A 14182-nucleotide genomic window follows, 5' to 3' on the forward strand; every position below is an offset into this window, starting at 1 on the left:
TTATATCGGTCCTTTTAATCGTTGGTTTTTTTAATAAGGAAATAAATACTGTTCAAAAAATTTATGTATCTATTTATCTAATTTTTTTTATGTTTATGTCTTTCAAAAGCAGCCGTTACCTTTTTCCAATAATACCATGGATTTTTCTTTTTGTATTACTCGGAATCCATATAATTTTTAGAAAAATAAAGTTTCTTTTACTTCTGACATTTTTTATACCATGGTGTCTTATGGCAGATATACAAACTGCAAAACTGTCATTGACGAAAAAAAATATAAAAAACTTTTTTCCGAACGAAACATATAATTTTGCAAAAATAAATATACCAAAAGAAACAAAAATACTTTCAACCAAATCTACAACATTCAAACTTTACACAGGATTAAATACAATTCCCTTCACACCCTACTATTTGATGGATGATGATTTGTACTATAAACTATTAAAGGAAAATATATATTTCATTGCCTTTTTTTCTGCTGAACAGGCGCAGATAGGATGTGGTGTAAATATTCCTATTCTATCTGTAAAAGAAATCGTACACTGTGATAAAAATAGATACCTGCTGTTCTATTCAAATCTAAAGGAAGTAACAAAAGTATACAAAGTAATTACTGAAAATAAAGAAAATTATCTAAAAGGATATGAAAAAATGAAAGAGGGCTTTAAGGCGCTGGATTCAGGCGATATTACAAAAGCCGAAAACAAATTTATTGAAGCACTATCAATACAACCATTTATTACAAAGGCACGAAATACACTCGCCAATATCTATATCTTAAAAAACCAGATACATATGGCTGAAAAAGAATTACTCATATCCAGTAAAATGAATCCGAATTATCCACAAACATATGCGTTACTTGGACAGGTATATTTTTTAGAAGGTGATAAAACCAAAGCAAAAAATTTCTGGGAAAAAGCATTGATTTTAGCAAATAAACGATATGATTTAAAACTTGCAAAAAAAATAGAAGAAGATTTACTAAAACTAAAATGATAAATTTTTCTTGATTACAAAATTGGAATTTGGTAAAATATTTATTATGGGATACAAAATTACATTAATACCTGGTGATGGAACTGGACTGGAAATTGCAAATGCTACCAAAAAAGTGTTAGACGCCACTGGTGTAAAAATTGATTGGGAAATTGTGGAAGCAGGTGCTGATATATTAGAAAAATACGGCACACCACTGCCTGATAATGTAATCGCTTCTATCAGAAAAAATAAAGTCGCAATCAAAGGTCCTATCACAACTCCTATCGGCAGCGGCTTTCGGTCTGTCAATGTTGCATTACGCAAAGAACTTGATTTATATGCATGTTTGCGGCCGTGTAAATCATACAAAGGCGTCAAATCAAAAGGGGGGTATGAAAATATAGACCTCGTGGTTGTAAGAGAAAACACAGAGGACTTGTATGCAGGTGTAGAGTTTTCGTCTGATTCTGATGAATCAAAAAAAATAATAGAATTATCAAATGGTAAAATCAGAACCGGTTCGGCAATAAGCATAAAACCTATTTCTCAGTTCGCATCAGAACGAATTGTAAAATTTGCGTTTGAATACGCTGTAAAAAATAACAGAAAAAAAGTAACAGCAGTTACAAAAGCAAATATTATGAAATTTACCGACGGGCTTTTTTTTGAGATGGCAAGAGAGGTTGCCCAAAAATATCCAAACATTGAATACGAAGAACGGCTTGTTGATAATATGTGTATGCAATTAGTCCAAAAACCGGAACTTTACGATGTGCTGGTTTTACCAAATCTTTACGGCGATATAATTTCAGATTTATGTGCAGGACTTATTGGCGGACTTGGAATTGCGCCCGGGGCAAATATCGGCGATGAAATCGCACTTTTTGAACCGGTTCATGGCTCAGCACCCAAGTATAAAGGTATGAACAAGGTTAATCCAACTGCAATGATTTTATCAGCTGTGTTGATGCTTGAATATCTTGGCGAAAAAGAAACTGCAAAAAAATTGGAAAACGCAGTAGCGAATGTAATCGCAGAAAAAAAAGTTGTAACATACGATTTGGGCGGCAGTGCAAAAACATCTGAAATGGCAGATGAAATTATAAAGGCAATTAAAAATGCAAAATGAAAAATTAAAAATTTATGGAAAAAACACTTGTTATTATCAAGCCGGATGGTGTATGCAAAAGATTGGTAGGGAAAATTCTTGACAGATTTGAGACAATAGGATTCAAAATTGTCGGGCTAAAAATGCTTAAACTTACAAAACAAATGTATGACGATTTCTATGCTATACACAAAGGCAAATTTTTTTTCGAACCTTACAGAGAATTTATGCTGTCTGCACCGGTTATTCTGTGTGTTTTAGAAGGCGAAAATGTAATCCAGCAAGTCCGAAAAATTATCGGTAATACCGATTCAAAAAAAGCCGAAAAAGGTACTATAAGAAATCTGTATGGTTTAAATGACAGACGAAATATAGTTCATGCATCAGATTCGCCGGAGACCGCGCAGTTTGAAATAAACTATTTTTTTAATGAAACCGAGCTTTTTAGTTACAACGATGATGACTGGATGGAAAAAAAATGAAGATTCTTGTCTTAAACAGCGGGTCATCATCGGTAAAATACGAACTCTGTAATATAGACAATGAATTATGTATTGCAGCAGGACAGATTGAAGCGATTGGTACCGAAGGTACAATTCTTGAACATTTTCAGAACGGCAAAAAAACTAAACAGCCAATTGTCGCCAAAGACCATACCGAAGCAGTCAACGAAATACTGAAAATTTTTATCTTATCTGAAACAGAAATTATAAAAAATATAAAAGAAATTGATGCAGTTGGGCACAGAATCGTGCACGGTGGCGAGTATTTTACTGAGCCTGTAATTGTTGATGAAAATGTTAAAAAAAAATTGATAGAATATTATGATCTTGCACCACTTCATAATCCACATAATGTAAAAGGTATTGAAGCAATTGAGACACTGCTTCCGGGTATTCCACAGGTGGCTGTGTTTGATACCGCATTCCATCAGTCAATTCCTGAATACGCTTATCTCTATGCCTTACCTTATAGATTATATCAGCAATTCAGTATACGGAAATACGGGTTTCATGGTATTTCTAATCAGTATGTAACAGAACGACTTTCTAAAATCGTAAATAAACCGATTGAAAAATTAAAAATAATAAACTGTCATCTTGGCAGTGGTGCAAGTGTAACCGCAGTAAAATGCGGTAAGTCGGTTGATACATCAATGGGTTTCACACCGCTTGAAGGACTGATAATGTCAACAAGAAGTGGCGATATAGACCCGTCCATTCCACTTCACCTTATGTCAAGAGAGGCATTAAAAACAAGTGATATTCAATCATTACTAAATAAACAAAGCGGGCTTCTGGGTATATCAGGAATAAGCAGCGATATGAGAATACTTATTCATAAATCTGAACAGGATAACAAACAGGCAAAACTTGCAATTGAGCTGTTCTGCTATCGTGTCAAAAAATATATATCTTCATATATCGGTATTCTCAACGGCTGTGATTATATTGTTTTTTCAGCAGCGATTGGCGAAAGGTCGCCACATATTCGTAAAAAAATTCTGGCTGACATGCAATCACTGGGAATAATTATTGATGATGAAAAAAACAGTTGTTGTACAAGTACAGAGATGGATATTTCTGATATAAAATCAAAAATAAAAATTTTTGTAATCCCTACCAATGAGGCTTTTGTAATAGCAAAGGAAACAAAAAAACTGCTTGACAATCTGCATTAGAAAAGTATAATGAAACCACTGAAAACACAGAAAAATAAACAAGCCCACTAAAGTGGGGAATAAAAGGAGATTATATTTTATGGCAAATCCAAAAAGAAGACATTCTACATCAAGACAGAATAAAAGAAGGGCAAACTGGAAAGTTACACCAGCAAATATAGAACTGTGTCCACAGTGTAAATCACTAAAACTGCCACACCATGTATGCCCGAAATGCGGGTTTTACAATAATGTTTCCGTTATCAAAATCAAAGAAAAAAAAACCAAAGAAGAAACGAAGCGTAAATAATGAAACCACTGATGAACACTGATGAACACTGATAGAACCAAAAAATGAAAATTTATAAATATCTGTGTAATCAGTGTTTATGGATTCCCGATAGAGACATTCGGGAATGACATTTCGTGTCATCTGTGTAATCTGCGTTTATGAAAATTGTTGTTGATGCAATGGGCGGTGATAAGGCACCTGATGTCGTTATTGAAGGCGCAATAGACGCAGCAAAAGAATATGGCGAGGAAATACTATTAGCTGGTAATGAAACTCTGATTACTGAAAAACTCAAAAAAAATAAAAAAGTATCTAACCTGCCGATAAGAATAATGCATTGCGAAGAAGTTATTACGATGGATGATTCGCCTGTAGACGCATTCAGAAAAAAGCCTAATTCATCAATAGTAAAAGGAATAAAACTCGTTGCTGACGGAGCCGCTGATGGTTTTTTTTCTGCCGGAAACTCCGGGGCTATAAACGCAACGGCGCATATCATTCTTAAGCGAATAGAAGGTGTTGCCCGGCCGGCAATCGCAACCATTTTTCCGACGCTACAAAAACCTTGTGTGGTAGTTGATGTCGGCGCAAATGTTGACTCAAAACCAAAAAACCTGTTACAGTTTGCAATAATGGGTTCTGTCTATTCAAAAAATTTGTTAAAAATAGAAAATCCAAAAATAGGTTTGCTGTCAATAGGCGAAGAAGCGTCAAAAGGGAATGAATTGACTTCAGCAACTTATAAACTTTTGGCAGCATCAGAACTTAATTTTGTTGGCAATATTGAAGGCCGAGATATAAATAAAGGAAATGTTGATGTAATTGTTTGCGATGGTTTTGTCGGGAATGTTGTCTTGAAGTTTGGTGAAGGTGTCGCTGAGTTTTTAGTTCAACTAATCAAGAATGAGATGAAAAAAAGTCCTGTCCGTATCATGACTGCGGCGCTTATTTTAAGAAGCGTATTCAAACATATCAAAAAGAAAATTGATTATGACGAATACGGTGGCGCACCGCTTCTGGGTGTTAATGGTGTGTGTATTATCGGGCATGGGTCTTCAAATTCTAAAGCGATAAAAAACGGAATCCATGTTGTAATTGAATCAGTAAAAAATAATATCATTGAAAATATAAAAACTGAAATCGCGAAGGTCAGTCATCTGACCGACGGGGGAAGTGAAAATGGGAATTGAAATTATTGGAATCGGCTCATATCTGCCTGAAAAAATTTTAACAAACGCTGATTTAGAAAAAATGGTTGAGACGACAGACGAGTGGATTACAACACGAACCGGTATTAAAGAACGAAGAATCGCTGCAGATACCGAAGCAACTTCTGATTTGGCAATTCATGCAGCAAAACGGGCACTCAAAAAAGCAAATATCACACCTGACGAAATTGACGCAATAATTGTAGCAACGATTACACCGGATATGCTCTTTCCATCAACTGCCTGTTTTGTCCAAAAATGGCTCGCTGCAAAAAACGCATGCGCATTTGATATCGCCGCAGCATGTTCCGGATTTATTTATGGAATCGCTATGGCGAGAGATTTAATAAGATGTGACAGTTACAAAACGATACTTGTCATCGGCGCTGAAACACTTACTAAAATAACCGACTGGCAGGATAGAAATACCTGTGTGCTTTTAGGCGATGGTGCAGGTGCGGTGGTGTTAAAAAAAACCGATTCTTCAAGCGATATACTTTCTACATATCTTGGCGCTGACGGTAACCTGGGCGATTTGTTGTATATACCAGGCGGCGGTTCACGAAATCCAGCAACACATAAAACAGTTGACGACCGACTGCATTTTATGAAAATGGAAGGTAATAAACTTTTTAAGATTGCCGTTCGGGCAATGGCAGACTCAGCAAGAAAAGCAATTGAACTGGCAGGTATTACCTGCGACGATGTGAAACTTATTATTCCACATCAGGCAAATGTCAGAATTGTAGAAGCAGTAGCAAAACAATTAAATGTGCCGATGGAAAAGGTTTTCTTGAATATCCAGAAATACGGTAACACATCCGCGGCAACAACACCAATTGCTCTTGAAGAGGCAATTTACGAGGGCAAAGTAAAAAAAGGCGATATCGTGGTTCTCGTCGCTTTCGGCGGCGGATTAACTTGGGGTGCTACAGTAATAAAATTGTAAATTACGAATATTTTCCGAATCAAAATCCAAATAACCCCGAATAACTATTTGTTTGTATTCGGGTTCATTCGGGTTGATATTCGGGCGATATTTGGGAGTAAGGAGTGAATAATGGCTAAAATTGCAGTTGTTTTTCCAGGACAGGCATCGCAATATGTCGGAATGGGCAAAGAGTTTTATGAGAAATATTCGGTTGCAAAAGAAGTTTTTGATAAAGCAAACGAGATTCTTGGATATGACCTAAAAAAAATTATTTTTGAAGGTCCGATGGATTTGTTGACCCAAACGATTCATACCCAACCTGCTGTATTTATCACAAGTATCGCCTGCCTTAAGGTTTTTACTAACCACTATCCACTATCCACTATCCACTGCCTTTCCGCAGGACACAGCCTCGGCGAATATTCAGCACTGGTTGCAGCAGATGTTCTATCGTTTGAAGACGGCTTGAAACTTGTCAATAAACGTGCAGAATTTATCCAAGCTGATTGCGAAAGAACTAAAGGCACAATGCTCGCTATTTTAGGTGCTGAAAAAAATACTGTTGAAGAAATTTGTGCCGAAGCAGGAAAAACGGGTGTTTGTGAGGCGGTAAATTTTAACGCGCCTGGACAGATTGTTATTTCTGGAGAAATTACAGCAATAGAAAAAGCAAAAGAACTATGTAACCCCCGACTTCAGTCGGGGGTGAGCGAAGCGAATAAGAAAAAAATAAAAACAATACCACTTGCTGTCTCCGGGGCGTTCCATTCATCTCTTATGAAAGAAGCCGCACAAAAAATGGCAGAAGAACTGAACAAATATAATTTTAATAATCCGAAATTTCCAGTTGTTACAAACTGTGATGCCGAAATAACAACAGATGGCTCAAAAATCCCAGAAAAACTTACCAAACAGATTGCTTCACCAGTATTATGGAATGATTCTATAAATAAAATAATATCTAACGGTGTATCTACATTCGTAGAACTCGGACCTAAAAATGTTTTATCCGGTATGATTAAAAAAATCTCACCAGAAACAAAAACATTCAACATAGAAAACGAAACAACACTAAATCAAACATTGGAACAACTTAAAATATGAAAGACAATTCAGTTTATTTGGGGGAGGAACATAAAATGTGTGAACAGAAACTAAAAGACAAGATTGCGATAGTTACAGGCGGGGCACAGGGTATTGGCAAAGCGATTGCTGAAAAACTTGCAGATAATGGCTGTAAGGTTGTGATTGTTGATGTTCAAGAAGAAATTGCAAAAAATATCGCAGATGAAATTACAAAATTAAAAAATATAGAAACACTCGCATTAAAAATAGATGTCTCCTCATCAGCAGAAACAGAACAGATGGTAAAAAAAACTGTTGAAAAATTTGGAAAAATTGATATAATAATTAATAATGCAGGAATTACCAGAGATAATCTATTAATTAGAATGTCAGACGAGGAATGGGATAAGGTTCTGGCAATCAACTTAAAAGGTGTTTTTAATTGCTCAAAAGCGGTTGCAAAAATAATGATGAAACAGCGTTCTGGCAAAATTGTTAATATCGCATCAGTCGTAGGTCTGATGGGAAATGCCGGACAGGCGAATTATTCAGCATCAAAAGGCGGAGTTGTCGCCTTAACAAAAACATTAGCAAGAGAACTAGCATCAAGAAATATAAATGTAAATGCAGTCGCGCCGGGATTTATCAAAACTGCAATGACTGATAAACTTTCCGATGACCAGAAGAAAAAATTGACTGATTTAATTCCACTTTTGCGACTAGGTGAGCCACAGGATGTCGCAAATGTTGTAGCATTTTTGTGTAGTGACGAATCATCATATATTACAGGCGAGATAATTTCCGTTAACGGCGGAATGTATATGTGATAGCGGCAGGTAAAAAGTTAAAAGTTAAAATTAAAATTACTACAAAAACATTTTAACCTTTAATCTTAAACTTTTAACTTGCCTTTATGGGGGTGTTTTATGGCAGATGTTGATGTGGAAGCGAAGGTAAAGGAAATTGTAGCGGAACAATTGGGTGTGGATGCGGCAAAAGTCGTACCTACGGCATCGTTTATAAACGATTTAGGTGCGGACTCACTTGATACTGTAGAACTTGTGATGGCGCTTGAAGAGGCATTCGGACTTGAAATACCCGACGAAGAAGCATCAAAAATCACAACCGTAGGTCAAGCAGTTGAGTATATTAAATCACACGCAAAACAATAAATACAGGTTAAAAGAAAAAGGTATAAATCAAAATAAAATCCAAAAATTTTAACCTTTAACCTTAAACTTTTAATTGCCGTTATTGGGGGTTCTATGCATAAGAAGGTTGTAATTACCGGACTAGGAGTAGTATCGCCTATAGGGATAGGGCTTGATGAGTTTTGGAAATCTTTGATAGAAGGCAAATCATCATCAGCACTTGTTACATATTTTGATACAACAAACTATTCAGCAAAATTTGCCTGTGAACTAAAAAACTTTCAGCCTGAAAATTATATTGATAAGAAAAAACTTAAAAGAATGGATAAGTTCGTCCAGTATGCAGTCGTTGCTGCAAAACTCGCAGTAGAAGATGCAAAACTGGACTTCTCAAAAGAAGACCCGGAAAAATGCGGTGTGATTGTCGGCAGTGGTATTGGCGGAATGCTGACAATAGAAGAACAGGCAAAAACACTTTTTGAAAAAGGTCCTTCAAGAGTTTCGCCATTTTTAATCCCGATGATTATCTCAAACATGGCACCTGCAGAAATCGCAATGATGTTCGGTGCAAGAGGACCAAATTATTCAATGGTTTCTGCCTGCGCATCTTCTACACATTGTATCGGTGATGCACTGCGGTTAATGCGGTATGGTGATATGGATGTTGCAATCGTCGGTGGAACTGAAGCGTCAATTACTCCACTTGGATTTGCCGGGTTTTGTTCAATAAAAGCACTCTCAACAAGAAATAACGCACCTGAAAAAGCATCCCGACCGTTTGATGCACAACGAGATGGATTTGTTATGGGCGAAGGTGGCGGGATTGTAATTCTTGAGACGGAAGAACATGCAATCAAACGAGGTGCAAAAATATACTGCGAACTCGCAGGTTATGGCGCTACCGACGACGCATACCATATGACTGCACCAGAACCGAATGCAGTCGCAGCTTCCAAATGTATGGCGTTAGCAGTAGAAGATGCCCAACTGAAACCAGAAAATATTGATTATATCAACGCACACGGCACATCAACCGAACTTAACGATAAAACAGAAACAATGGCAATAAAAAAGGTTTTTGGCGAACACGCAAAAAAATTAGCAATCTCGTCAACAAAATCAATGATGGGACATCTTTTAGGTGCCGCAGGCGTGGTAGAACTTATCGCAACAGCACTGTGTATGGAAAACGGGATTATTCATCCGACAATCAATTATGAGTTTCCTGACCCGGAATGTGACCTTGACTATGTGCCAAATAAACCAAGACAACAACAGATAAACGCTGCGATTTCTAATTCGCTGGGGTTCGGTGGGCATAACGCAACACTGGCAGTAAAAAGATACGAAGGTTTAGGTGGACTTTAGTCCGCCTGTCAAAACCTGAAGTATCACACCCCGCCTATAGTGAGCGAAGCGAATAAAAAAGATATGCTTAATGAGTTGGAAAAGAAAATAAAAATAAAATTCAAAAATCCCGCCCTGTTAGAAACCGCACTTACCCATAAATCATATGCGATAGAAAACAACCTGAAAGAGTATAACGAACGGATGGAGTTTCTGGGTGATGCGATTTTATCTACCGCAACTGCCGTCTATCTTTACAAAAAATACCCGAATTACGACGAAGGAAAATTATCAAAAATAAAATCAGCCGCAGTAAGTAAAACAAGTATCTATCCGATTGCACAAAAACTTGAACTTGGCAAATTTATAAAAATATCTAAAAGCGAAGAAGCAACAGGCGGTAGAGTCAAAGAGTCCATTTTAGCAAACGCACTGGAAGCAATCATCGGTGCTGTGTTTCTTGATGGTGGCTATAAAACAGCCGAAAAATTTATTCATAAATTGTTAGATGGACAAAAACTCAGCCCGTCTGATTTTAAATCGGATTTACAAGAAATCATACAGGCAAAATATAAAATGATACCAGTGTATAAAGTCCTTGAAGAAAAAGGACCTGACCATGATAAAATATTTAAAGTGGCTGTAAATATAGGCAAAAAACAACTTGGAATTGGTATCGGAAAATCAAAGAAAGAAGCAGAACAGAACGCAGCAAAAAACGCCTTATTAAAGTTAAAAGTTAAAGGTTAAAGGTTAAAATATTTTGCCGTAATTTTAATTTTAACTTTTTATTTTTAACCTCTCCGAAGGAGATAATATGGACTATTTTTTAACTGACGAACAGAAAATGATTGTTGAGTTAGCACGCAAAGTAGCACAGGAAAAAATCAAACCAGTTCGGCAACATTATGATGAAACCGGTGAGTTCCCATGGGAAATTGTAAAAGAACTAGCACACGTAGATTTGATGGGGCTTTATATCCCGCAGGAATACGGTGGCTTCGGTGGCGGAGTAATGGAGTTGTGCCTTGCAGTTGAAGAACTTTGTAAGGTTGACGGCGGTATCGCACTTGCACTTGCTGCAACCGCACTTGGCACATTCCCGATAATTTTATTCGGAACCGACGAGCAAAAGAAAAAATATCTGCCAAGAATCGCAAAAGGAGAGATATTAACAGCATTTGGTTTGACAGAGCCGGAAGCAGGTAGTGACGCTGGCGCAACTAAAACTACAGCAAAAAAAGAAGGAGATTATTATATCTTAAACGGGACAAAATGTTTTATCACAAATGGCGGTGTTGCAGAGGTTTATACAATCATTGCAATAACTGATAAGACAAAAGGCTCTCGCGGTGCATCTGCATTTATCGTTGAAAAAGGGACACCCGGATTTTCATTCGGCAAAAAAGAAAATAAAATGGGCATCCGCGCTTCCGCAACCTGTGAACTCATTTTTCAGGATTGTAAAGTACCCAAAGAAAATCTGTTAGGCAAAGAAGGTGCTGGATTTATCGTTGCGATGAAAACACTTGACCAGTCAAGACCGGGCGTTGCAGCACAGGCATTAGGCATTGCATCAGGCGCATTAGATGAAGCCGTAGAATACGCAAAAACAAGAAAACAATTCGGTCATCCGATTTCAAGTTTTCAGGCGATACAGCATATTCTGGCAGATATGGCAACGGAAATTGAAGCGGCAAGGGCGCTGGTTTATTCGGTTGCTCGGGCGATTGATAGAGGCGATAAAGATATTTCAGGCGCTTCCGCAATGTGCAAACTTTTTGCATCTGATGTCGCTATGAAGGTTACAACTGATGCAGTCCAAATTTTCGGTGGATATGGCTATATGAAAGAATATCCTGCTGAAAAAATGATGCGAGATGCAAAAATCACACAGATTTACGAGGGAACAAACCAGATACAGCGAAATGTAATCGCACTGGATTTAATCAAAAAATCCGCCAAGAAAAAATAAGGGGGTTTCTTTATTATGAAACATGTTTTAATCAAAGGAAAAAAATATAACGGTCAATATGTGGCTGTAAAGGATTTCAAAAAACCCGTTGTCGTTGCTAATGGAACAAATCCGGAAGAGGTATATAAAATTGCGATAAAAAAAGGAGTTCAAGACCCTGTTTTGCTATTTGTACCATCAAAAAATATGGTGCAGATATATTGAAATGAAAATTAAAGATAGACCGTTTAGTCAATTAAGTAAAGATGATATTCTCCGTCCATGGCTTCCAGTTGTGATTATTAATCCGCACACAGATAAAAAAATGAGGGTGCTGGCACTTATAGATACAGGCGCTGATGAATGCGCACTCCCTGCTTCATATGCAGCAATTCTGGGACATACCTTAAACGCTGGGAAAATAAAAAAACTTTTACTTTTTTACCTTTAACCTTTTTCACTATTAGATGATATATCCTGATTTGCTTAATGAAATAAAAACAAAAGTAAAAAATGGCCAATACATTATTTCGGAACATGCCCAAGTTGAAAGGTTAGAGGAAAACATAGATGTTGAAGAAATTGAGGAAGCAATACTTAATGGAGAAATCCTTGAAGATTATCCAGAAGACAGACGAGGGCATAGTTGCTTAATACTATGTTATTCAGGAAAGAAGGTAATTCATACAATCTGTGGAGTAAAGCAAAACAAAGTAGTAATAATAACAGTATATTTGCCAAAACTACCGAAATGGATTACACCAAAACAAAGAGCAGGAGGAACTAAAAATGCAGAATAAATATCCAGATTGTGTCTATTGCGGTGGTAAAGTAGTAGAGAAGAAAATTGAGTTTGATTACAGACGCAGTGGGAAACATTTTATTATTAAAAGCATCCCAGCTGGCGTTTGCCACCAATGTGGTGAAAAATTTTTCAGAAGTGATGTCTCTAAAAAGATGGATGAACTTTACCATAGACGACAACAAGTTGAAAAATATATTAAAATTCCTGTTTTAGAATTTGCTGTTGCAAAATAAAAATATATTCTGTTCTTTGCGAATAGCTTTTAGGTCTTTTCCTTAAAGAGGAAAAAATCCTCTAACCTAGCGGTAAGAAAAGACCGTCGCCAATGGGCGATGGTCAACTCTTCGGTTTTCCCGCTAGGTTGCCGAGGATAGATTTATCGCCCTTTTTGTTTTTCAAAGTGGCAAGGAGCGTTTATGAAAAAATTATCACTACAAACCGTAAATGTCATTGCGAGGAGCGTTAGCGACGAAGCAATCTCAAAGCAATCTAACACAATTGTGTCATGCCGAACTCGTTTCAATATCTCTCATTTCCCAATCTCCTAATTTCCTAATTTCCGCCTTTCTCCTCTTCCTCACCACCCACTGCTTTCTGTGTGCGAAGATTGTATTCAGAAGTTATCGTGATGGGAATTATGAAATTTACTTAATGAATGACGACGGAAGTAATCAGACCCGCCTAACAAATAATTCTGTAGGTGATTTTCATCCGAGATGGTCACCTGATGGGAACAAAATAGCATTTCAGCGAAGTCCTACAACGAGTAATTAGAGGGCTTAGGGGACAGGGTTGAATTGGTTCACTTACGAAAATAACACAATAACTGGATTCCCGATAACAGCATTCGAGCATTCGGGAATGACAAACAAAGTATTTGAAATCTATTGAGATGGTTTAGCTTTTCTGATTCTGTCAGGTTCAATAATTACAAGAGTATTTCGCAGGGAATTCAATTCAGTTTTATGAAAAAATTTAACCGTTTCTTTAATAATCTGCATTCTGCTCATTCGTTCAATATAGACAATAACAATACCACAAGTATCGGTAGGGTCAAAAACGGAGAAGTCACCGAAATCCCTGTCAAAAGTGAGCAAAATCAACCTGTTAGATTTAATGTACCTGAAGATTTTTTCATCACAAGCGGTGGTCAGACCGATTTCTTGTGCTCGGATAACATTAAATCCACCGGTTCGCAATGCAACAACTACATCAGTATGAACACAAGTATCCGCGAAAATCTTAATCATAAATTTCGTAGTGGAGTTTACCCCGTAGATTTTCTATACGGGGTATTTTCGTGGTTATTTTGCAGAATGAGAGGTAACTTGCTGAAGAATCTTAGCCGGACTTTCTACAATACCTGTAGCAAACTCAATTGCTGCAAGAACATCCTGTTTGGTAATTCCAGGATATTGAGCAGGAATTTCAGATGCAGAATAACCGGCCGCCAGCAAATTGAGGACATCTGCTACTGCAATTCTTGTATTTCGGATACAAGGTTTACCAAATCTAACTTTAGGATTGATAGTGATTCTATTCATATTAAAAATTATACCAAAAAAATAAATTTTGTCAAGAAAAAAAACAGAGATTGAGAGATTAAGAGATTAGAAACTTATAGAAATTTGTAGAAATGCGCTTTGCTGAAATTAGTAAAAAAAGGAGAAAAGAAATG

At 36.9% G+C, this 14182-nt stretch carries 20 protein-coding genes; 18 read left to right on the top strand and 2 right to left on the bottom strand.

Features of this window, described 5'->3' with window-relative positions; translation table 11 throughout:
- The 18 genes from AB1349_09595 to AB1349_09680 form a co-directional block, all read left to right on the top strand.
- Positions 1-1001, top strand: a 1001-nt coding sequence (locus tag AB1349_09595; protein ID MEW6557593.1) for a hypothetical protein, incomplete at its 5' end; no start/stop codon positions are given.
- A gap of 46 nt (positions 1002-1047) precedes the next feature.
- A complete protein-coding gene (locus AB1349_09600) occupies positions 1048-2112 on the top strand; it encodes an isocitrate/isopropylmalate dehydrogenase family protein (protein ID MEW6557594.1) in 1065 nt (354 codons plus the stop codon).
- A 14-nt stretch (positions 2113-2126) separates the two neighbouring features.
- Positions 2127-2573: a nucleoside-diphosphate kinase gene (gene ndk, locus AB1349_09605; protein MEW6557595.1), complete on the top strand. Its 447-nt coding sequence runs from the start codon at positions 2127-2129 to the stop codon at positions 2571-2573.
- Positions 2570-3772 (top strand): acetate kinase, encoded by a 1203-nt coding sequence (locus AB1349_09610; protein MEW6557596.1) that lies wholly within the window; start codon positions 2570-2572, stop codon positions 3770-3772. Before ndk ends, AB1349_09610 begins: the two co-directional genes overlap by 4 nt.
- A gap of 79 nt (positions 3773-3851) precedes the next feature.
- Positions 3852-4061 carry a 50S ribosomal protein L32 gene (gene rpmF, locus AB1349_09615; protein ID MEW6557597.1) on the top strand — a complete coding sequence of 70 codons (210 nt, stop codon included), beginning with the start codon at positions 3852-3854 and terminating at the stop codon, positions 4059-4061.
- 140 nt (positions 4062-4201) lie between these two features.
- The gene (gene plsX / locus AB1349_09620) at positions 4202-5233 is read left to right on the top strand and encodes a phosphate acyltransferase PlsX (protein ID MEW6557598.1); all 1032 of its coding nucleotides are present in this window, start codon (positions 4202-4204) and stop codon (positions 5231-5233) included.
- Positions 5223-6200 (top strand): beta-ketoacyl-ACP synthase III, encoded by a 978-nt coding sequence (locus tag AB1349_09625; GenBank protein ID MEW6557599.1) that lies wholly within the window; start codon positions 5223-5225, stop codon positions 6198-6200. The genes plsX and AB1349_09625 overlap by 11 nt, the downstream gene beginning before the upstream one ends.
- Before the next feature lie 111 nt (positions 6201-6311).
- Positions 6312-7286, top strand: coding sequence for an ACP S-malonyltransferase (fabD, locus tag AB1349_09630; GenBank protein MEW6557600.1), 975 nt, complete (start codon positions 6312-6314; stop codon positions 7284-7286).
- Between the two features lie 35 nt (positions 7287-7321).
- Positions 7322-8074 (top strand): 3-oxoacyl-[acyl-carrier-protein] reductase, encoded by a 753-nt coding sequence (gene fabG, locus AB1349_09635; GenBank protein MEW6557601.1) that lies wholly within the window; start codon positions 7322-7324, stop codon positions 8072-8074.
- Positions 8075-8173: 99 nt separating this feature from the next.
- Positions 8174-8419 carry an acyl carrier protein gene (gene acpP, locus AB1349_09640; protein ID MEW6557602.1) on the top strand — a complete coding sequence of 82 codons (246 nt, stop codon included), beginning with the start codon at positions 8174-8176 and terminating at the stop codon, positions 8417-8419.
- Positions 8420-8512: 93 nt separating this feature from the next.
- Positions 8513-9766, top strand: a complete 1254-nt coding sequence (gene fabF / locus AB1349_09645) for a beta-ketoacyl-ACP synthase II (protein ID MEW6557603.1) — start codon at positions 8513-8515, stop codon at positions 9764-9766.
- A 39-nt stretch (positions 9767-9805) separates the two neighbouring features.
- On the top strand, positions 9806-10495 hold the full coding sequence (gene rnc, locus AB1349_09650) for a ribonuclease III (protein MEW6557604.1): 690 nt from the start codon (positions 9806-9808) through the stop codon (positions 10493-10495).
- 67 nt (positions 10496-10562) lie between these two features.
- A complete protein-coding gene (locus AB1349_09655) occupies positions 10563-11720 on the top strand; it encodes an acyl-CoA dehydrogenase family protein (protein ID MEW6557605.1) in 1158 nt (385 codons plus the stop codon).
- 15 nt (positions 11721-11735) lie between these two features.
- The gene (locus AB1349_09660; protein ID MEW6557606.1) at positions 11736-11924 is read left to right on the top strand and encodes a DUF5678 domain-containing protein; all 189 of its coding nucleotides are present in this window, start codon (positions 11736-11738) and stop codon (positions 11922-11924) included.
- A gap of 1 nt (position 11925) precedes the next feature.
- Positions 11926-12150, top strand: a complete 225-nt coding sequence (locus AB1349_09665; protein ID MEW6557607.1) for a hypothetical protein — start codon at positions 11926-11928, stop codon at positions 12148-12150.
- 16 nt (positions 12151-12166) lie between these two features.
- Positions 12167-12499 (top strand): DUF4258 domain-containing protein, encoded by a 333-nt coding sequence (locus tag AB1349_09670; GenBank protein ID MEW6557608.1) that lies wholly within the window; start codon positions 12167-12169, stop codon positions 12497-12499.
- Positions 12489-12737 (top strand): YgiT-type zinc finger protein, encoded by a 249-nt coding sequence (locus AB1349_09675; protein ID MEW6557609.1) that lies wholly within the window; start codon positions 12489-12491, stop codon positions 12735-12737. The genes AB1349_09670 and AB1349_09675 overlap by 11 nt, the downstream gene beginning before the upstream one ends.
- Before the next feature lie 418 nt (positions 12738-13155).
- Positions 13156-13278, top strand: a complete 123-nt coding sequence (locus tag AB1349_09680) for a hypothetical protein (GenBank protein ID MEW6557610.1) — start codon at positions 13156-13158, stop codon at positions 13276-13278.
- A gap of 110 nt (positions 13279-13388) precedes the next feature.
- On the opposite strand, the gene AB1349_09685 is transcribed toward AB1349_09680, so the two are convergent.
- Positions 13389-13754: a DUF5615 family PIN-like protein gene (locus AB1349_09685; protein ID MEW6557611.1), complete on the bottom strand. Its 366-nt coding sequence runs from the start codon at positions 13752-13754 to the stop codon at positions 13389-13391.
- Positions 13755-13808: 54 nt separating this feature from the next.
- Positions 13809-14048 (bottom strand): DUF433 domain-containing protein, encoded by a 240-nt coding sequence (locus AB1349_09690; protein MEW6557612.1) that lies wholly within the window; start codon positions 14046-14048, stop codon positions 13809-13811.
- Positions 14049-14182 lie beyond the last annotated feature (134 nt).

It is taken from the genome of Elusimicrobiota bacterium, from assembly GCA_040757695.1.
Classification (GTDB): domain Bacteria; phylum Elusimicrobiota; class UBA8919; order UBA8919; family UBA8919; genus JBFLWK01.